Raw genomic sequence first — 19,020 nt, 5'->3', positions numbered from 1 at the left:
TTGGCATTGAAACGAATCCCGCTCAGTCGTAAATTTTAATGGTTAATGCTTCGCAAAGATTGCCATCAAACGGGCGTCTTTCCGGCAAAATTTACCGGCTGTTAACGGTGTTGGTTAACAAGTCACGCGGTGAAACCCACAACAGACTGAGCTGCCCGTTGATCCACTTCGAGAATGTCGGTTTGCGCTATGGCATGGGCCCGGAAATCCTCCGGGACCTGACCTTCGACATTCCGAAGAAATCCTTCCAGTTTCTGACGGGGCCATCGGGCGCCGGCAAGACCTCGCTGCTGCGGCTGCTCTTCATGTCGCTGCAGCCGACACGCGGCCTGATCCGCATGTTCGGGCGCGACATTTCCGAAATCCCCCGGCCCGAGCTGCCGTTGTTGCGCCGTCGCGTCGGCATCGTCTTCCAGGATTTCCGCCTCCTCGATCATCTCACCACCTATGAGAATGTCGCTTTGCCCTTACGGGTGCGCGGCAAGGATGAGAGCTCCTACAAGACCGACGTCCTGGAACTGTTGAAATGGGTCGGTCTTGGCGAACGCATCAACGTGCTGCCGCCCGTGCTCTCCGGCGGCGAGAAGCAGCGCGCCGCCATCGCCCGGGCGCTGATGGACCGGCCGGAGGTGCTGCTTGCCGACGAACCCACCGGCAATGTCGACCCGCCCATGGCCAAGCGCCTGCTCAATCTTTTCCTCGAGCTGAACCGCCTCGGCACCGCGGTCGTTATAGCCACCCATGACCTGGCGCTGATGGAGCAGGTGGAGGCCCGCCGCATGATCCTCTCGGGGGGGCATCTCGATATCTATGACTGAGCCCCCATCCGGAAACCGAGACAAGGCGCCTGGTAAGGCGGAGCAGAAGCGACCGGAAATGCGCGTGCGCCCGACCGCGCCGATCCTGCCGCCATCCAACATCCAGGGCAGCGCGTTGATGGTGGTGATATCGATCATGGCCTTTCTCGCCTGCCTGACGCTCGGCGGCGTCAGCATGGTGCGCTCGACGGCGGCAAGCTGGGAGAGCCAGATCTCCCGCGAGATCACCATCCAGATCAAGCCGGACGACAATCTCGACATGGAAAAGGCGCTGACCCAGGCGCGCGACCTGGCGCTGACTTTCGTCGGCACCAAGAGCGGCCAGATCGTCGACGAGGCGGCGACCGCCCGCCTGCTCGAGCCCTGGCTCGGCCCCGGCCTCGATCTCAAGGATCTGCCCGTCCCTCGCCTCGTCATCATCACCATCGACGAGAGCAATCCACCGGATTTCGATTCGATGCGGTCGCTGCTGAAGGACAGTATCCCGCAGGCCACCCTCGACGACCACCGCACCTGGGTCGACCGGCTGGTGTCCATGGCCCACACAACTGTCATGATCGGCACCGGTATCCTGCTCCTGGTCTTCACGGCGATGGTGCTCACCGTCGTCTTCGCCACGCGTGGCGCGCTGTCGGGTAACCGTCACGTCGTCGAAGTGCTGCATTTCGTCGGCGCCGAAAGCTCCTTCGTCGCCACTGAATTCCAGAAGCATTTCCTGAAGATCAGCCTCAAGGGCTCGGCAATCGGCAGCGCGCTTGCCGCGCTGTTCTTTGCCAGCGCCGGGTTCTGGCAGAGCCGCACCCTCGCCACCCCCGAAACCGACCAGGCGACCGCGCTCTTCGGCACCTTCTCGGTCGGTGTGCTTGGTTATGCCGGCATCTTCGCGACGATGATCGTCATCGCGCTCCTGACCACCTTCACCGCTCGCCTGACCGTCATGCGGACGATCTACGAAATCGATACACTGCGCTCGGACCCGACACGCACCGACGGCATCGCAAGTTGATCGTGACCATGCCGTTTTACCACGAAAGCGTCTGTTCTGCGCCGCAATCAGCGTATAATCACGATTCATGACCATGGGACATACGACACCCAACCCGACTCAGCAGGACCCGGAGCTTGACCGCCCGGCGGGTGTGCCGCCGCGGCGCGGGCCGATCCGCCGCCTGCTGCGCTGGGGCGGCTTTGCCTGCGTGCTGGCAATGGCCCTGGTGTTCGGCGGTTTCCTGCGTTTTGCCGATTCCGTGACGACGCTGAAGCCGCCGGCCGAGCCGAAGGCGGATGCGATCGTCGTCCTGACCGGTGGCTACCAGCGTATCGACCAGGCCGTGGAACTGCTGCAGAAGGGTGCCGGCAAGCGCTTGCTCATTTCCGGCGTTCACCCGACGACGACGCCGGCGCAGATCCGCAGGATGACCCAGGGCTCGGCCGATCTCTTCTCCTGCTGCGTCGATATCGGCTATGATGCGATCGACACGATCGGCAATGCCGAGGAAGCTTCGAACTGGATCCATGCCAAGGGATACCGGAGCGTTTTGATCGTCACCAACAACTACCACATGCCGCGAAGCCTCGCGGAGCTCTCCTATGTCGATCCCGACATCGACTTCATCGCTTATCCCGTGGTCAATTCGGATTTGAAGAGCCGCAACTGGTTCACCGACCCGAATGCGATGCGCGTCATGCTTGCCGAATATGTGAAAGTGCTGCTGACCGGCGCCCGCAACATCACCGGCTTCGGCCGTCACACCGGGCTGCGCTCGGCAAATGCGTCCGGCCCGCAATAGACGCGCCGCGCGTCGAGCCGAATTCGCGCGACGCGCTTTAAGCCTTGTTTTATGCAAGTCGTTGTCCCAAAACCGCTGCGCAGTTTTGGGCGACATGCACGAGCCTTTTGCGTCAGGGCGTCATCAAACGCTTTTTATGACGGACAATATCGTGTAGGCCGGTCGCGTGAGCATGCCTCGGGAAAGTTTCATGATCGCCCTGCGTTCCGTTCTCTTCAATACGATCTTCTACGCCAACCTCATCATCCGGATGATCGTGCTCTCGCCATATTATTTCGTGGTGCCGCGCAAGATCGCCTATGCGATCCCGAAGAACTGGGCCCGCTCCAACCACTGGCTGATGCGGGTGATCGTCGGCACGACCTTCGAGATCGAGGGGCTGGAGAACCTGCCGGGTGACAGTTACATCCTGGCGCCGAAGCACCAGTCCTTCTGGGATACCTACGCGCTGCTGCCCTGGCTCAAGGACCCGGTCTATATCCTGAAGCGCGAACTGATGTGGATTCCGCTCTTCGGCTGGTATGCGAAGAAACAGCGCATGATCCCGGTCGATCGCGGCGCCCGCGGCAAGGTGATGGTGGAAGTGCTGAAACGCACCAAGGACGAGCTTTCCACCGGCCGGCAGCTGATCATCTATCCCGAGGGCACTCGCCGCCCGCCGGGCGCCGAGCCGGTCTACAAATATGGCATTGCCCGCATGTACCGCGATCTCGGCATCCCGGTCGTTCCGGTCGCCATGCACCCTGGTCTCTTCTGGCCGCGGCGCAGCATTCGCCGTTATCCCGGCCATTTCAAGGTGAGGATCCTGCCGCCGATCATGCCGGGAATGGACCCGGACGCCTTTTTCGCCCAGCTGATCGAGGTGTCGGAGCGGGCAAGCGACGAGCTTCTGCTCGAAACCGTCGAACGAAACCCGCATCTGCCGCTGCCGCCGACGGCGATCGAGAGGCTGGCGGAGCTGCGCAAACTGAACGCCGCGACCGTCTAGATTAAGATCAGGCGGCGCGCAGCCGTTCCACCTCGTGGACGACCTGCTCCAGCCAATGGTCGCGAATGCCCATCTGCTTCAGATGCGTCAGCGTGTTGAAGACATAGGCATCATTCGGACCGGACTGGCCTTTTGCTTCGTTCACCACCCGTGCCGCGGCACGCGCATCGAGGGCGCCGGCATATTGCTCATGGTCGCGGTCGATGATGTAGGCGACCGCTTCCACCCGGCGCCGGCCGGCAAGCTGCAGCCGCACCCGGCGCTCCAGGTAGACATTGGTGACCAGCTCGCGGGCGCGGAGATAATCGATCACCTCATCCCATTTTTCCGCGGAAATGCGGAAAGCCATGCCGCGGCAGGCGCCACCCCTGTCGAGGCCGAGAACCAAGCCAGGATTGTCGCGTGTGCCGCGATGGACAAAGGAACGGACACAGAGTGAACGCCTGTAGCCATAGACCAGAGCCTCTGCCCGCTCCATGAACTCGAAGCCCGGATTCCACATCAGTGAACCGTAGCCAAATACCCAAAATTCGTCCATATCGCACGCCAAGACCGGGAATCACATTCGCGATTCACCATTGGAGAACATCATGGCAGCGTCAAGCCGATCCGGCAGCAGCCAATCCGGCAGCGGCAAGAAATTCTGGTTGCTGGGTGGAGGCGTCCTCCTGGCGATCGCGCTTTATACCGGCGGCTGGTTCTATGCAGCGTCGGCGCTGAAGACCACGGTGTTGAAGGCGATCGCGCCGCGCGGAGAGGCTGGCGTCAGCGGCGAATGCTCCGATATCGAATTCCGCGGTTATCCCTTCCGCATCGGCCTGTTCTGCTCCAGGATCGACGTCGACGACAACGTCAACGGTGTCTCCGCCACCTTCGGCGCGCTGCGCTCGGCAGCCCAGGTCTATGCGCCCGGCAATATCGTGTGGGAGCTCGATTCGCCGGCCGAGATCCGCACCGGCAACGGCCTTTCGATCTCGGCCCAATGGACGAACCTGCAATCGAGCCTTGCGACCAGGCTCAGGGGCATCGACCGCAGCTCGACCGTCATCGAGGGGCTGAAGGCGATGGCGGTCTCCTCTTTCACCGGCCAGACCATCAGCTTTGATGCGGCCCGCACCGAAATCCATCTGCGTCAGAACGGCGCCGATCTCGACGGCGCGATCTCCGTGCAGGATGCGAACACGGCGATCAAGGATTGGCCGCAGATCTTCCCGAAACTGTCGGCCAGCATTGACCTGACCGTCGCCGGCAAGGCCGGACTGATCGACGGCAGCGACCCGAATGGCCTCAATGGCGCCACCGGTGAACTGCGCCGCATCGTCGCCGACATCGGCGACGGCAAGGTGATGACGCTCACCGGCCCCTTCTCCTTCGACGAGCAGGGCTTCCTTTCGGGAAAATTCAAGCTGGAGATCGAACAGCTCGGTCCCTGGAGCGACAGCCTGAAGCAGGCCTTTCCCGACCTCGCCTCGACCGTCAACACGGCGACGAAGCTCTTGAAGGCGCTTGCCGCCGGCAGCGACAAGGTCTCGGTCGATCTCGTCGTCGATCGTGGCAACGCCACGGTCAGCGGCTTCATCCCGCTCGGCCGGATTCCGCCGATCTGACCTATCTCGCCTTTCAGGCTATCGGCTTGATGAAGAAGACCTCCGGCACCGATTGCAGGCCTGGCATCTCGATCGCACCGGTTTCAGTAAATCCGTTGCGGCGATGCCAGTCCTGGGGCCTGCTTTCATCGCATTCGCTCGACGTCATCAGCAGACGGGCGCCTTCGCCACGCATCGCCTCTTCCCAGGCGAGAAACAGCGCGGTGCCGACGCCCGACCGGCGATGGCCGGGCAGGACGCGGATCATTTCCATATAGGGAACCCTGCCCCAGAAGCGGGAGAAGCGCAGAAAGCCGACGATCTCGCTGCCCTCCTTGGCAACGAGGTATTCGCCGAGCGTCACGCAGCGCGATACCCATGCTTCACCGGAACTGGCATCTTCGCGAACCAGCCAATCGGTATCCGCGTGGCTCGCGTTCGCCACTTCCACCATCGCGGGGCTACTTCTTATCAAGCGCGTGGGGGCGGCCGAAATCAGGCGCGTCGACATCCTGGCCGGCCTGGACGATCGAGCGGCGGATGGCGCGCGTGCGGGTGAAGAGTTCGAAAATCTTGTCGCCCTCGCCCCAGCGGATGGCGCGCTGCAAATAGGCGAGATCCTCCGAGAAACGCGCCAGCATTTCGAGGATCGCATCGCGATTGTGCAGGCAGACGTCGCGCCACATGGTCGGATCGGAGGCGGCAAGGCGGGTGAAATCACGAAAACCCGAGGCGGAATATTTGATGACCTCGGACTCCGTCACCGTCTCCAGATCGTCGGCAGTGCCGACGATATTATAGGCGATGATATGCGGCAGGTGCGAAACGATGGCGAGCACCTTGTCGTGATGCTCGGCATCCATCTCATCGACCTTCGAGCCCAGCGCTTCCCAGAAGCTGCGCAGCCGCTTCAGCGCCACCTCGTCGGTACCGGCGACCGGCGTGAAGATGCACCAGCGGCCTTCGAAGAGGCCGGGAAAGCCGGCATCCGGGCCGGATTTTTCGGTACCGGCCAGCGGATGGCCGGGGATGAAATGCACATTATCAGGCATATGCGGCAGCATCTGTGCGATGACCGAGGCCTTGGTGGAGCCGACATCGGTGACGACAGCCCCGGGCTTCAGGCTTCCCGCGATCTCCTTCGCCACGCTTTCCGAAGCGCCGACCGGCACCGAGACGATCACCAGATCGGCATCCTTGACGGCATCCTGCGACGACGTCGTGTAGCGGTCGCCAAGGCCGAGTTCTTCCGCACGCTTCAGCGTATCGGCGCTGCGGGTGGCGACGACGATCTCCCTTGCAAGGCCGAGCCGTCTGATATCGTAGGCAAGCGAAGAGCCGATCAGGCCGATGCCGATCAGCGCGATCCGATCGAACTGCACGCTCATGACTGATGTCCCATAAATTCGCTGAGCGCGGCAATGACGCCGCGGTTGGCCTCTTCGGGACCGATGCTCATGCGCAACGCATTGGCGAAGCCATAGCCGCGGACGGCACGCAGGATGTAGCCGCGGCTCGTCAGGAACTCGTCGGCATCGGCGGCGCGCTTGCCGTCGATCTCGGGGAAATGGATGAGGACGAAATTGGCGACCGACGGCGTCACCTTCAGCCCGATCGCTTCGAGCGCCCGGGTGAGCGTCTCCACCCACATCTGATTGAAGGAGACGGCCTGCTGGACGAAGGCTTGGTCGCGGATGGCCGCAGCGCCGGCGGCGATTGCCGGCGCGTTCAAATTGAACGGCCCGCGCACGCGGTTCAGCGCGTCGACGATCTCGGCGGGCGCATACATCCAGCCGACACGCAGCGCCGCAAGACCATAGGCCTTCGAGAAGGTGCGGGTCATCACCACGTTGGCATTGGAGGACACGACCTCGATGCCGGCTTCATAATCGTTGCGGCGCACATATTCGGCATAGGCAGCATCGAGCACGAGGACGACATGTTTCGGCAGCCCGGCCTGCAGGCGGCGGATCTCGCTGACGGGAACATAGGTGCCTGTGGGATTGCCGGGATTGGCGATGAAGACGATCTTCGTCTTCTCCGTCACCGCGGCAAGGATCGCATCGACATCGACGGCACAGTCCTTTTCCCTGACGACGACAGGCACGGCACCCGCGCCCAGGATCTGAATCTTGTAGACGAGGAACCCGTGCTCGGTGATGATGCCCTCGTCGCCGGCGCCGAGATAGACATGGCAGAGCAGGCCGAGCAATTCGTCCGAACCGTTGCCGCAAAGGATGTTTGCCGGATTGAGACCATGCACGGCGGCGATCGCCTCGCGCAGCTCGACCGCCTGCCCGTCGGGATAACGCGCCAGAGTGTCGGCGGCCGCCTTGAACGCCTCGATTGCCTTCGGGCTGGCGCCGAGCGGCGTTTCGTTGGACGAAAGCTTGTAGACGCGGGCAACGCCCGGCGCATGTTCCTTACCCGGCACATAGGCTGCGATATCGAGAATACCGGGACGCGGAACGGGCTTGCTCATCTCAACGCTCATGGGTCGACCTTGGAATTGCCGGAAATCCGGGCTGAAAAACACCAAGTGGCATTAAAGCGGAATGCGATTGTTGTCGAGAGGTATGGGCGTGACGCAAGCAGCCTGAGAAGGCTGAGAGCGGCGTCAGCGGTTGCGTGTGGTCGGCACGCCATGCGGTGCGAGAACCGGCACGAAGACGCGGCGGGAAGCCCGCGCTGCAACCGGCAGCCCCTGATAAAGCCGCTTCTGCGCCTCGACGATGATGACGCCCGAGAAAGCCGGCCACAGCGTTCGGCCGATCCGCTCGAAGGCACGGCGAAGGCGCAGAATGGTCCTGAGCTTCGAAGGCGGGAAGAACAGCGCTTCGGCCGTCGCGCCCGGCGTGAAATTCGTCTCGCGCAGCAGATGCGTCAGCTGGCCGCGCGAATAGGGCCGGCCCGAACCGAAGGGTGTGTGCTCCATGCGCGCCCAGACGCCGCGCCGGTTCGGCACGACGATAACAAGCCGTCCGCCTGGCGCCAGCACCCGCCAGAGCTCCTTCAGCGTCTCGCGCGGACTTTCGGCGAATTCCAGCGAATGCACCATCAGCACCCGGTCGATCGAGGAATCCGGCAGCGGCAACTCCTCGTCGAAGACAAGCGTCGTCGACGAGAGCGAGCCCATCGGCCAGTTCACCGCGCCCTGCCCGGCCGGCATGAAGGCGAAGGTGCGCTCGGTATCGGCCTGGAAACGGTCGAGGAAGGGCACGGCATAGCCGAGACCGACCAGACGCTCCTGCGGCAGCCGCACCCAGAGCGAGGATAGCGCCATGGCGATCGACTGCTCGGCAAGACGTCCGAGCTCGGAATGATAGAACTGGCGTAGGTCGACGATATCGGCGTGCATTGCGACAAATGTTATCAGCGGGCGGTTGGACTTCAAGGCCGGAACCTCTACATTCCCGCGAGACTCCTGAGACAAGGGATTATTGAACGATGAAACCTTTGGAATTAGACGTTTTTCTCTGCCGCACCGACAATTTCGGCGTTCTCGTGCACGATCCGGAGACAGGCTTGACCGCGGCGATCGATGCGCCGGAGGAGGCGCCGATCCTGGAAGCGGCGACTCGCCGCGGCTGGAAAATCAGCCATATCTTCACCACCCACCACCACACCGACCATGTTAGTGCCAACCTGGCGCTGAAGGAGCAGTTCGGCTGCGAGATCATCGGCCCGATCAACGAGGCCGTCGCCATTCCCGGCCTCGACCGGACGATGGCCGATGGCGACAGCTTCCTTTTCGGCGATCACACGGTCAAGGTCATCGAGACTCCCGGCCACACCGCCGGCCATATCTGCTATCACTTCGTCGACGACAAGCTGCTCTTTGCCGCCGACACGTTGTTTGCGCTCGGCTGCGGCCGGCTGTTCGAACGCCCGGCCGCCGACATGTGGCATTCCCTGCAGAAGCTCGCCGTGCTGCCCGATGAGACCGCCGTCTATTTCGGCCATGAATACACCTTGTCCAATGCCCGCTTCGCGCTGACGGTCGATCCGGACAACGAGCGCCTGAAGAGCCGCGCCGCCGAGGTCGAGGCCCTTCGTGCCGACGACAAATTCACCATTCCGACGACGCTGGGACTGGAAAAAGAGACCAACCCGTTCCTGCGCGCCGCCGATCCGGCGATCCGCCGCAATCTGATCATGGAAGGCAAGACCAACGAGGAGGTCTTTGCCGAGATCCGCAAGCGCAAGGACAATTTCTGATGTCGCCTCAGGACATCATCCGCGAACTCGGCATGCAGCCGCATCCCGAGGGTGGCTGGTATGTGCAGACGTTCCGCGATACGGCGGGCGGAGAACGCGGCCACTCGACGGCGATCTATTACCTGCTGACCAGGGGACAGCGCTCGCACTGGCATCGCGTCCATGACGCGGTTGAGGTCTGGCATTATTACGCCGGCGCGCCGCTCTTCCTGCATCGTTCAGAAGACGGAACTGAAAGCGAGACCCTGACGCTCGGAACGAACCTGTCCGCCGGCGAGCGGCCGCAGGCGATCGTTCCCGGCAATTGCTGGCAATCGGCCGAAACCCTCGGCGATTTCACCCTGGTCGGCTGCACCGTCTCGCCCGGCTTCGAATTTTCGAGCTTCGAGATAGCGCCACCCGATTGGAAGCCCGGCGCTAGAGCATGATGCCGAAACGTGTGAGCGGTTTTCGAACGACATCATGCTCTAACGATATAATTTAGAACAGGATTCAGATTTTAGGCCAACCGGGCGTAAAATCTGGATCCTGTTTTAAGGCCTACTCTGCCGCAGACTGCGCCGGAACCTTGCGGCGGAACATGTCCTGGGCGGCCAGCACCGCCCCGCCGGTAACGAGCAGGCAGGCAAGAGCAATGCGCCAGCTTGGCTCGGCAAATCCGAACAGCACCAGGATCAACGTCGAAAGCAGAGGCGCGGCATAACTTGCTGCGCCGAGGATCTGGATGTCGCCGTTCTTGACGCCGTGATCCCATGCATAGAAGGCAGCACCGACCGGAAAGAGCCCGAGCCCGGCGACGGCGACCCATTCGAAACCCGTTGCCGGCCAGACGGTCGTCTCCAGGCCGAGATGGCAGAAGAACGACAGGATGGATGTCGCAAGGCAAAAGCCGGTGACGACATCCGTGGAGACGGCATCGAAACGCCGCGTCAGCAGCGAATAGCCGGACCATGTGAAGGCGCAGAGAAAGGCGGCCCCGTAGCCGACGGCATAGGCGCCGTCGAAATCGATGCCGTTGCGGCCGACGATCAGGAAGGTGCCGCAAAGCCCGGCAAGCGCACCCGCCAGATGATACCAGCGCAGCCGTTCGCCCGGCAGCAGCGCCGAACCGACGACGATCAACAGCGGCCAGAGATAGGCGACCAGCCCCGCCTCCACCGCCGGCGCGTTGCGGAGCGCGGTGAAATAGAGGAAATGATAACCGAACAGCCCTGCAATACCCGTTATCCAGACCTTGGCCGGCTGCTTCAGCAGCGCCAGCCGCGCGGGGTTGAGGACAAGCACCACGAGGCCAGGGATGCTGCCGATCGCAAAGCAGATGGCCGCAAGCTGGAACGGCGGCATCTTGCCGGAGGCGGCCGTGAACAACGCCAGGAACGACCACATCAGGATGGCCGTAAAACCGATCAACGTCGCGCGAAGCCTCACCCGTCCCCCTTCACGGAGACTGAAGCTCCGTCAGCTGTCGCTGCCGTATTTGACGGCAGTGATCGTCACCATTCCATATTCGGTTGGAATACGCACATAGACGGGAGCGTATACATTTGCCGCGTCCGACTTGGCAAACCAGATTTCCATGCGGTTGCTCTTGCTGAGATAGTCGATGTCCTTGCGGCCCTTCTTGTAGCCGGAGCGCGGCACGAAGCGCACGCCGCAGACAACCGCCTTGCCCTTGAAGCCGTTGGTCGAAAAATCCTCGTCGCCCTTCTGCGAAAGCACCAGATCCATGCGCGTCTCGCCGTCGAAGATCGGCAGCGTCTGCGAGCAGACCTTGGTATCGCCGGTGAAGACCAGGCCGGAGATCGGATCGAGCACCGATCGCATGTCGCGTGGTGTGACATCGATCCAGTTCTTCGGACGCTTCGGCGCCGGTGTTGTCGTCGCCGAGACGATGTTGCCGTCGCGGTAACTGACCTCGTAGACGCGGGCCTTCTTGCCGCTCTTGTAGTAGAGCGAATATTTCTGCGCCTGCAATCTATCATTGCGCACGACACCGCTCACGCTGGTCTTGGCCGAAATCGTCGTGACGAGATCGGCAAGGCCGGCGGAATTGATGCTGCCGGCGATCTTGTAGCTGTGATCGTCCTCGATCTGCGTCAGGAAGGCGGCGCGCGCGATCGGCAAGCCGGCGAGCGTCACCCGGTATTCCGTCCGATGTTGGATTTCGGCCGCCGATGCCGGTATGGCAAGCAGCGCGGCGATGGCCGAAATGAAAATCCGTCTGCCCGAATGAGCCATGAATCAAGCCTTGTCTTGGCGCGCGCTGGCAGCCCTTGTTAAGCGCTCTATACTCCTGCCGTGAAGGGAAGAAAACAGCAGCTTTTTGACAGAATTGCGGGAAAGGCCAAGGTTTGGCTTGACGCAAGCAGCCTGTCTGACTATAGAACCGCAACTTTCCAATCATGCCTGTTGGATTGCGCGCCTGGTTTTGCCGGGAATGTCAATTCGATGGCCCGACAAAAACAAGAATAGGTGTTCCATGTCCCGCGTGTGCGAATTGACCGGCAAGGCCGTCCTGACTGGTAACAATGTCAGCCATGCCAACAACAAGACCAAGCGCCGGTTCCTGCCGAACCTGTGCCAGGTCACGCTGATATCCGACGCTCTCAACCAGCGTTATCGTCTTCGCGTTTCGGCTGCTGCTCTTCGCTCCGTCGAGCATCGTGGCGGCCTCGATGCCTTCCTGCTGAAGGCCGGCGAAAACGAACTCTCGATGCGCGCGCGCCTGCTGCGCCGTCAGATCGTCAAGAAGACCGCCGAAGCCGCTGCTGCGTAAGCTTCTGCCTTTCTTTCATACGGCTTCAAAAGGCTTGAACGGATAATACCGGACAAGCCTTTTGCTTTGTCGGTTTACTCCTCCAACTGGTGGCATCACCCAGGATAAAAAAATGCTGAAGACCCGCTATACCATCGCCTATGTCGCGCTGATGACGCTCGTCGTCGTCGCCTCCAACTTCCTCGTCCAGTTTCCGCTGAACGCCGAAGTCGCCGGCATCAACCTTGCCGACATCCTGACCTGGGGCGCCTTCTCCTATCCGATCGCCTTCCTGATCACCGATCTGACCAACCGCCAGTTCGGCCCACAGGCCGCCCGCAAGGTCGTCTTTGCCGGCTTCGTCGTTGGCGTGACACTCTCCTTCTTCACCTCGGTTCCGCGCATCGCCATCGCCTCCGGCTCGGCCTATCTCGCCGGCCAGTTGCTCGATATCGCCGTCTTCAACCGCCTTCGCCGCCAGGCCTGGTGGCGCGCGCCGCTGGTCGGCTCGCTGATCGGCTCGGCGCTCGATACGGTGATGTTCTTCTCGCTGTCCTTCGCCGCGTTCTTCGTCCTCCTCGGCCCGAACGATCCTTTCGCGCTGGAAGCAGCTCCCGTCCTGGGCGTCTTCGCCACGGAGGCTCCACGCTGGATTTCCTGGGCGATCGGCGATTTCGCCGTGAAGATGATCGTCGGCCTCGTCATGCTGCTGCCCTATGGCGCGCTGATGAACGTGCTGCGGCCGATGCAGGCCGCCCGCGCCAGCTAAACCGACGACCGTGTCAACGCCGCCGCCGGACCGCACCGGCGGCGATCGCCGGATGCAGCAGAGCCTCTGCAACCAGATCGTCGATATCTCGTGACGAATCGAGCCGCAACACCGGCGCTGTCTGCGTTTCCAGCCATTGCTCATGCGCTGCAAGACTGCGGCGTTCCGGACCGGCTGTGTCGTAACTCGCCGCCCACTGCAGGAATTCCCCGCTTTTAACTTCCATGTCGCCACCGGGCCCGATCCTGTTTCCATACCGGGCAATCTCCCGCGCATGGATTCGCGCTATCCGCAGTTCCGGCTCGATCCTGAGAAATACGATCAGCTCGTAAAGCGGCTCCAGTGGCCCGCCCCATTTCAGCGCCGATCCGGAGAGAACCCAGCCGTCATGCCGTGCGGTTTCATCAAGGAGCAGCCGGCTACACTCGTCGGCATTCCTCGGCGTCGTGAACGGCGGATCGGTCGGCATCCAGAAGAAATCGTCGGTGTCGAGATGGGCGATATCGAGCCTTTCGGCAAGCGCACGGCCGAGCGATGTCGTACCGGAACCGGACGCGCCCATGACATGAATATGCACCATGAATCTCCCTCCGAAGACGGATTCCCGATTGCGCGGGATAGCCGAGGCATATGACATCAGTCTGACGCTCTAGCATTTTCAATCCTCGCATCGCGCTTTCCGAAAATCGATTCCGATTTCGGGCCGGTGGCTAGGATCAATTCCGCTTCTGGGAACTCGGCGCTACCCACGCGGCTTCTTCCGAAAGCCGGAATTCCAGCATCAGGTTGCGCTGCAGGATCGAATGATTGTCGTCCGACACCAGGATGATATGGGTCGTGCCGTCGGCCGCCTGAAAGGCATCGAGCCCTTCCATATTGTCGATCTGCGAGTTGAAATTGCCTTCCAGCAGCAAGTCGCCGCTGACGACGGCGCCGGGCTTGATATCGGCGCCCTTGATGCGCCGAAGGCGCATGCCGATGCCTTCGGCCATGTTGAAGCGGCGTTCCAGCAGCAGCAGGTCGCCGTTCGGCAGGAAGGCGCCGTCGGTGACGTCGAAGCTGCCATCCCGCTCGACCGAGAAACGCCCTTTCAGCGGCCCGCTGAGAATGGCCGCCAGCCGGTTGCCGTCGCTGTCGAGACCGCGCTCGGAGACGATGACCACGCCGCCCTTCAGCGGGCTCGATGCCGGCGCCACCGTGATGGTCTCGATGCCGCGATTGTCGCTCAACATCTTCCGCGGGATAAGGATCGGCAAAGTGGCGATCGCGCTCGAATCGGCGAAGCCGGGGTCGGGATAGACATCGACGCGATGGCGCTGCTCGAAGGAGACCAGAATCCGGTCACCGTCCAGCGCCAGGCCCTCGGCATCCATATATCCCTTGCCCTCGAAGCTCAGCCCGGCGCTGTTCTTCATCGGCGTGATCTCGACATCCAAAAGGCCGGAAAGCCTGCCCTTGACGTCGCGCTCGATGCTGCCGGTCAGCCATTGGCCGGTATCGAGCACGACGACGAAATGTTTTTGGTCCGGCCGGAAACGGATGGAGGAGAGCGAACCGAACAGCGCTCGGCTGGACACCATCTCCAGCCCGCCGAGAAATTCCATCGATCCGAATTTCGTCTCTGAAGAGCCGATCCTGAAGTCCGATATTTGCCGGCTAATGACCGGCACCTCGTCAGCAGCCCAGGACGGGAAGGCGCCTGTGGCGATACAGAGGGCAATCGACGCCGCACCGCAGAGACGCTTGATCGTCATGCCGGGTATTTCCTTTGAGCGACATCAGCCGGCACGGCGCAGCCGGCCGCCACGCGGCTGGACGGATTGATCTTCGAATAGCGAGGCAAGCTGCTCGGTCATTGCACCGGCAAGCTCGTCCGCATCGACGATCGTCACGGCGCGGCGATAGTAGCGCGTCACGTCGTGACCGATGCCGATCGCCAGCAATTCCACAGGCGAGCGCGTCTCGATCCGTTCGATGACGGCGCGCAGGTGCCGCTCCAGATAATTGCCCGGATTGACCGACAGCGTCGAATCGTCCACCGGCGCCCCGTCCGAGATCATCATCAGGATGCGGCGCTGCTCGCGGCGTGCGAGCAGGCGATTGTGTGCCCAGATCAGCGCCTCGCCGTCGATATTTTCCTTGAGCAGACCCTCGCGCATCATCAGCCCGAGATTGGCGCGGGCGCGCCGCCACGGCGCGTCGGCCGACTTGTAGATGATGTGGCGCAGGTCGTTGAGGCGGCCCGGCGTCTGCGGCTTGCCGCCGGCAAGCCAGCTTTCACGCGCCTGCCCGCCCTTCCAGGCCTTCGTCGTAAAGCCCAGGATCTCGACCTTGACGCCGCAGCGCTCCAGCGTGCGGGCAAGAATATCGGCGCAAGTGGCGGCAACCGTGATCGGCCGGCCGCGCATCGAGCCTGAATTGTCGATGAGCAGGGTGACGACGGTGTCGCGGAACTGCGTGTCGCGCTCCATCTTGAAGGAAAGCGCTTGCATCGGGTCGATGATGATGCGCTGCAGCCGGGCCGGATCGAGATAGCCCTCTTCCAGATCGAAATCCCAGGAACGGTTCTGCTGCGCCATCAGCCGGCGCTGCAGCCGGTTGGCAAGCCGCCCGACCGCGCCCTGCAGATGCGCCAGTTGCTTGTCGAGGAAAGCGCGCAGGCGCTCCAGCTCGGCGGCATCGCAGAGCTCCTCGGCGGTGATGATCTCGTCGAACTCTTCGGTATAGACGTGATAATCGACCTTCTCGTTGAAATCGGCAAAAGGCGTGTTCGGACGGCGGGTTTCGCCCGGCGTTTCCGAATCGTCCTCGCCCTCTTCCATCATGTCGTCGTCGGAAATCTCGGCGCCTTCGGTCTCGCCGTCCTCCATCTGCTCGTCGGCGACTTCGCTGTCCTCGACGGGGGCGGCATCGGTGCCGGCATCCTCGTCGACCTCGTCCTGATCCTGCTCGTCGCCGTTCGGCTGGTCTTCCTGCTCCGACTGGTCGTCATTGTCGGCTTCGCTGTCGTCGTCGCCATACTCCTCGGCCATTTCCATGGCCGACAGCATGTTGCGGATGACCTTGGCGAAGGCCTGCTGGTCGTTGATCGAGTTCGACAGGTTGTCGAGCTCGGTCCCTGCCTTGTCCTCGATGAAGCCGCGCCAGAGATCGAGCACCTTGCCGGCAGAGGCCGGCGGGCGCTGGCCGGTCAGCTTCTCGCGCACCATCATCGCCACGGCTTCGCCGACCGGTGCGTCTTCCTGACGCTCGATGCCGGTAAAATTCGCCTTGGAATATTTCTCCTCGGTCATCGAGCGTAGGTTCGACGCCACGCCCTCCATGCGCAGCGCGCCGATCGATTCGACGCGCGCCTGCTCGACCGCATCGAAGATCGCCCGGGCGTCCGAGCCCTGCGGCGCCATCGTCGCATGCACCTTCTCGTCATGGCAGGCGAGGCGCAGCGCCATGGAATCGCCGAGCCCGCGGGTGACCGCCAGCTCATGCGCCGTCGGCCGCTTGGAAAGCTCCGGCAGCCGGATTCGCTCGCCGGTCATCCCCGGCCGTTCGTTGGCGAAGGTCACCTCGACATCGCCGTCGCCGGCGATCGAGCGCACGCAGCCGGTTATCGCCCGGCGCAATGGCTCGACGTCGACAGGCGCGCCGGGTTTTGCTTTCGAATTGTCACCGCGAGCTGCCATGATCGGTCGATCTCAAGCTCCGAGAACGATATTGGCGGCACTTTCCTTCAGCTCGACGCCGAAGGCGCGCTGATAGTGCTCGGCGACCAGCGGCCGCTCCAGCTCGTCGCACTTGTTGAGGAAGGTGACGCGGAAGGCGAAGGCGAGATCGCCGAAGATCTCGGCGTTTTCAGCCCAGGTGATGACCGTGCGCGGGCTCATGACGGTGGAGAGATCGCCGTTCATGAAGGCGGCGCGCGTCAGATCGGCAACCCGAACCATCTTCGAAACCGTCTCGCGGCCGTTCTTGTCCTTGCCGAAGCTCTTCACCTTGGCCGCAACGATATTCACTTCGTGATCATGCGGCAGGTAGTTCAGCGTCGTCACGATCGACCAGCGGTCCATCTGCGCCTGGTTGATCTGCTGCGTGCCGTGATAGAGGCCGGTCGTGTCGCCAAGGCCGATCGTGTTCGCCGTCGCAAACAGGCGGAAGGCAGGGTGCGGCCGAATGACGCGGCTCTGGTCGAGCAGCGTCAGGCGGCCGGAGGATTCGAGCACGCGCTGGATGACGAACATCACGTCGGGACGGCCGGCATCATATTCGTCGAAGACGAGTGCGACATTGTGCTGATAGGCCCAGGGCAGGATGCCGTCCTTGAATTCGGTGACCTGCAGCCCGTCCTTGACGACGATCGCATCCTTGCCGACGAGATCGATACGGCTGACATGGCTGTCGAGATTGATGCGCACGCAGGGCCAGTTGAGGCGCGCCGCCACCTGCTCGATATGCGAGGACTTGCCCGTGCCGTGATAGCCGGAGATCATCACGCGGCGGTTATGCGCGAAGCCTGCGAGAATGGCGAGCGTCGTGTCGCGGTCGAACAGGTAGTCGGGGTCGAGGTCCGGCACATAGGCGTCGCCCTTGCTGTAGGCGGGAACGCGGATGTCGGAATCGATACCGTAGGCCTCGCGGACCGAAACGGTGGTATCGGGCAGTTCTGATATATCCAGGTCGATCTTGCTCATCATGTCTCCAAGGCGGGTGATGCCACCCGGCCATACTGTCTCAGGCCATGTCGCAACCCGGACGCCGCGATTTTATTCCACGCCCGTCCAGGTCGGAACGTCGGCGATACTTCTCCGGGACTGAAACGAAACCTCGGCGGGATGATGACCGCGTGCGAGCATTCTTGAAAGAGTCCCGGACAAGAAACGCCGCGTCCGGAAGGTCGGCGGAGGCGATGTCGGGAAAACGCACAAATATGAGCCGCGTTTGCCTGCGGCCTCAGCCGATTTGGACCATACCCGATTGAAGCCCAAGAGCAAGGATGGGAATTAACAAAAACCGTTCTGCTTCAACAATTGATAGGCCTGGATGACGGCGCGGAAACGCTCCTCCGAGCCGCGGTCGCCGCCATTGGCATCCGGATGGTGTTTCTTGACCAGTTCCTTGTAGCGGCTCTTGATCTCCGCCGACGTCGCATTGGCGTCGAGGCCCATCGTTTCGAAGGCTTTGCTTTCCAGCGATTTCAGTTTGCGGGCCTGGGGAAAACGCGGTCCGCTGCCCTTGCCGCCGCCTTCCTTGACGAAGCCAAAGGGATCGCGAACACGGGTATAGGCGCCGGAGCGGACCTCCGAATGCAGCGGACTGTCCTTCGCCGCCTTGTTGACGCCGACGGTCCATGTCGGCCGGTGGCCGGTGATCGCCTCTTTCTGATATCGCGCGATCTCACCGTCGGAAAGACCGGAGAAATAATTGTAGCCTTTGTTGTAGTCCTTGACGTGCTCGAAGCAGAACAAAAAGAACTGGCCTTCCGCATTGCGTCCGACAGGAGCGCGATGCGTGCCTTTCTTGTCGCAGCCGTCCCACTGACAGGTAGGCGGTGCCTGCTCTGGCTCCGGCTCCCGTTTGCGGCGTGTTCGGATGCGATCGAAATATTTGGAATCAAGTCTCATGACGGCGCTAATTATGGTCCTGCCGCGAAGCGACAACAAGAATTGACAAATGGGAATGTTACTGGCTTGGTGGGAACCCTTTTCGCGAAGCTGCAAGACCGGATGATGACCCTGCGAACCCGCATTGAAGAAAAACTAGTCGAAGCCTTCGCGCCCGAACGCCTGAGCGTCATCGACGAAAGCCATCTGCATGCCGGCCATCAGCCTGATATCACGGGCACCGGCGAAACCCATATGCGGGTGAGAATCGTTTCGGCCAAATTTACCGGCATGTCGCGGCTGGCGCGCCACCGGGCAATCACCGACCTGTTGAAACCGGAGCTGGATGCCGGACTGCACGCGCTGGCCGTAGAACCGGCAGCACCTGACGAACCGACCCGCTGGTAGCGGCAGCAAAGCTTATATAGGCATTGGCGGCCGGCAATCCTACAGCGCCGCGCATCTTTTCAGATGCGCAAGGGATACTGTAGCAATTTGAATG

The 19,020-nt window shown here is 62.1% G+C and carries 22 protein-coding genes; 10 read left to right on the top strand and 12 right to left on the bottom strand.

Annotated elements, in window-relative coordinates; all coding sequences use genetic code 11:
* The first annotated feature begins 158 nt into the window (after window positions 1–158).
* The 4 genes from ftsE (at window position 159) to FHT75_RS26065 (ending at window position 3,596) form a co-directional block, all read left to right on the top strand.
* Window positions 159–818, top strand: coding sequence for a cell division ATP-binding protein FtsE (gene ftsE, locus FHT75_RS26080; protein ID WP_003567051.1), 660 nt, complete (start codon window positions 159–161; stop codon window positions 816–818).
* Complete coding sequence (locus FHT75_RS26075) at window positions 811–1,824, top strand: cell division protein FtsX (protein WP_028756423.1); 1,014 nt, start codon at window positions 811–813, stop codon at window positions 1,822–1,824. Before ftsE ends, FHT75_RS26075 begins: the two co-directional genes overlap by 8 nt.
* 67 nt (window positions 1,825–1,891) lie before the next feature.
* Window positions 1,892–2,608 carry a YdcF family protein gene (locus FHT75_RS26070; protein WP_028756424.1) on the top strand — a complete coding sequence of 239 codons (717 nt, stop codon included), beginning with the start codon at window positions 1,892–1,894 and terminating at the stop codon, window positions 2,606–2,608.
* A 190-nt stretch (window positions 2,609–2,798) separates the two neighbouring features.
* Window positions 2,799–3,596, top strand: coding sequence for a lysophospholipid acyltransferase family protein (locus tag FHT75_RS26065; protein WP_047615877.1), 798 nt, complete (start codon window positions 2,799–2,801; stop codon window positions 3,594–3,596).
* Between the two features lie 7 nt (window positions 3,597–3,603).
* Here FHT75_RS26065 and FHT75_RS26060 read toward each other — a convergent pair whose 3' ends face one another.
* Entirely contained in the window at window positions 3,604–4,134 is a 531-nt protein-coding gene (locus tag FHT75_RS26060; RefSeq protein WP_047615472.1) for a gamma-glutamylcyclotransferase, read from the bottom strand.
* 52 nt (window positions 4,135–4,186) lie between these two features.
* Between FHT75_RS26060 and FHT75_RS26055 the strand changes: the two genes are divergently transcribed.
* Window positions 4,187–5,203 carry a DUF2125 domain-containing protein gene (locus FHT75_RS26055; protein WP_028756427.1) on the top strand — a complete coding sequence of 339 codons (1,017 nt, stop codon included), beginning with the start codon at window positions 4,187–4,189 and terminating at the stop codon, window positions 5,201–5,203.
* Between the two features lie 13 nt (window positions 5,204–5,216).
* Here FHT75_RS26055 and FHT75_RS26050 read toward each other — a convergent pair whose 3' ends face one another.
* The 4 genes from FHT75_RS26050 to FHT75_RS26035 form a co-directional block, all read right to left on the bottom strand.
* Window positions 5,217–5,636 carry a GNAT family N-acetyltransferase gene (locus FHT75_RS26050; RefSeq protein ID WP_132574239.1) on the bottom strand — a complete coding sequence of 140 codons (420 nt, stop codon included), beginning with the start codon at window positions 5,634–5,636 and terminating at the stop codon, window positions 5,217–5,219.
* Between the two features lie 7 nt (window positions 5,637–5,643).
* On the bottom strand, window positions 5,644–6,570 hold the full coding sequence (locus tag FHT75_RS26045) for a prephenate/arogenate dehydrogenase family protein (RefSeq protein WP_028756429.1): 927 nt from the start codon (window positions 6,568–6,570) through the stop codon (window positions 5,644–5,646).
* Window positions 6,567–7,664 (bottom strand): histidinol-phosphate transaminase, encoded by a 1,098-nt coding sequence (gene hisC / locus FHT75_RS26040; protein WP_183845243.1) that lies wholly within the window; start codon window positions 7,662–7,664, stop codon window positions 6,567–6,569. The genes FHT75_RS26045 and hisC overlap by 4 nt, the downstream gene beginning before the upstream one ends.
* A gap of 135 nt (window positions 7,665–7,799) precedes the next feature.
* On the bottom strand, window positions 7,800–8,576 hold the full coding sequence (locus FHT75_RS26035; protein WP_028756431.1) for a class I SAM-dependent methyltransferase: 777 nt from the start codon (window positions 8,574–8,576) through the stop codon (window positions 7,800–7,802).
* A gap of 53 nt (window positions 8,577–8,629) precedes the next feature.
* On the opposite strand from FHT75_RS26035, the gene gloB reads away from it, so the two are divergent.
* Both gloB and FHT75_RS26025 read left to right on the top strand, forming a co-directional pair.
* On the top strand, window positions 8,630–9,400 hold the full coding sequence (gene gloB, locus FHT75_RS26030) for a hydroxyacylglutathione hydrolase (RefSeq protein WP_183845242.1): 771 nt from the start codon (window positions 8,630–8,632) through the stop codon (window positions 9,398–9,400).
* Entirely contained in the window at window positions 9,400–9,828 is a 429-nt protein-coding gene (locus FHT75_RS26025) for a cupin domain-containing protein (RefSeq protein ID WP_028756433.1), read from the top strand. The genes gloB and FHT75_RS26025 overlap by 1 nt, the downstream gene beginning before the upstream one ends.
* Before the next feature lie 112 nt (window positions 9,829–9,940).
* On the opposite strand, the gene FHT75_RS26020 is transcribed toward FHT75_RS26025, so the two are convergent.
* Together FHT75_RS26020 and FHT75_RS26015 are read right to left on the bottom strand one after the other, a co-directional pair.
* Window positions 9,941–10,828 carry a DMT family transporter gene (locus tag FHT75_RS26020; protein ID WP_028756434.1) on the bottom strand — a complete coding sequence of 296 codons (888 nt, stop codon included), beginning with the start codon at window positions 10,826–10,828 and terminating at the stop codon, window positions 9,941–9,943.
* 30 nt (window positions 10,829–10,858) lie between these two features.
* Window positions 10,859–11,638: a DUF3108 domain-containing protein gene (locus FHT75_RS26015; protein WP_183845241.1), complete on the bottom strand. Its 780-nt coding sequence runs from the start codon at window positions 11,636–11,638 to the stop codon at window positions 10,859–10,861.
* Between the two features lie 241 nt (window positions 11,639–11,879).
* Here FHT75_RS26015 and rpmB point away from each other — a divergent pair, with 241 nt between their 5' ends.
* Together rpmB and FHT75_RS26005 are read left to right on the top strand one after the other, a co-directional pair.
* Entirely contained in the window at window positions 11,880–12,176 is a 297-nt protein-coding gene (gene rpmB / locus FHT75_RS26010) for a 50S ribosomal protein L28 (RefSeq protein WP_028756436.1), read from the top strand.
* 112 nt (window positions 12,177–12,288) lie between these two features.
* Window positions 12,289–12,924: a VUT family protein gene (locus tag FHT75_RS26005; RefSeq protein WP_028756437.1), complete on the top strand. Its 636-nt coding sequence runs from the start codon at window positions 12,289–12,291 to the stop codon at window positions 12,922–12,924.
* A 13-nt stretch (window positions 12,925–12,937) separates the two neighbouring features.
* On the opposite strand, the gene FHT75_RS26000 is transcribed toward FHT75_RS26005, so the two are convergent.
* The 5 genes from FHT75_RS26000 to FHT75_RS25980 all read right to left on the bottom strand — a co-directional run bounded on the left by FHT75_RS26000 (window position 12,938) and on the right by FHT75_RS25980 (window position 18,539).
* Window positions 12,938–13,504 carry an adenylate kinase gene (locus FHT75_RS26000; protein ID WP_183845240.1) on the bottom strand — a complete coding sequence of 189 codons (567 nt, stop codon included), beginning with the start codon at window positions 13,502–13,504 and terminating at the stop codon, window positions 12,938–12,940.
* A gap of 136 nt (window positions 13,505–13,640) precedes the next feature.
* Window positions 13,641–14,678 carry an esterase-like activity of phytase family protein gene (locus tag FHT75_RS25995; protein WP_028756439.1) on the bottom strand — a complete coding sequence of 346 codons (1,038 nt, stop codon included), beginning with the start codon at window positions 14,676–14,678 and terminating at the stop codon, window positions 13,641–13,643.
* Window positions 14,679–14,702: 24 nt separating this feature from the next.
* Entirely contained in the window at window positions 14,703–16,604 is a 1,902-nt protein-coding gene (cobT, locus tag FHT75_RS25990) for a cobaltochelatase subunit CobT (RefSeq protein WP_047615893.1), read from the bottom strand.
* 12 nt (window positions 16,605–16,616) lie between these two features.
* Window positions 16,617–17,609 (bottom strand): cobaltochelatase subunit CobS, encoded by a 993-nt coding sequence (gene cobS, locus FHT75_RS25985; RefSeq protein WP_047615895.1) that lies wholly within the window; start codon window positions 17,607–17,609, stop codon window positions 16,617–16,619.
* 309 nt (window positions 17,610–17,918) lie between these two features.
* Entirely contained in the window at window positions 17,919–18,539 is a 621-nt protein-coding gene (locus FHT75_RS25980; protein WP_028756442.1) for a J domain-containing protein, read from the bottom strand.
* 102 nt (window positions 18,540–18,641) lie between these two features.
* On the opposite strand from FHT75_RS25980, the gene FHT75_RS25975 reads away from it, so the two are divergent.
* Window positions 18,642–18,926 carry a BolA family protein gene (locus FHT75_RS25975; RefSeq protein ID WP_028756443.1) on the top strand — a complete coding sequence of 95 codons (285 nt, stop codon included), beginning with the start codon at window positions 18,642–18,644 and terminating at the stop codon, window positions 18,924–18,926.
* Window positions 18,927–19,020 lie beyond the last annotated feature (94 nt).

It is taken from the genome of Rhizobium sp. BK112 (genome assembly GCF_014193215.1).
GTDB lineage: Bacteria > Pseudomonadota > Alphaproteobacteria > Rhizobiales > Rhizobiaceae > Rhizobium > Rhizobium anhuiense.
Note: the sequence above shows the minus strand (reverse complement) of the source record. Positions and strands in the feature narration are given on the sequence as shown.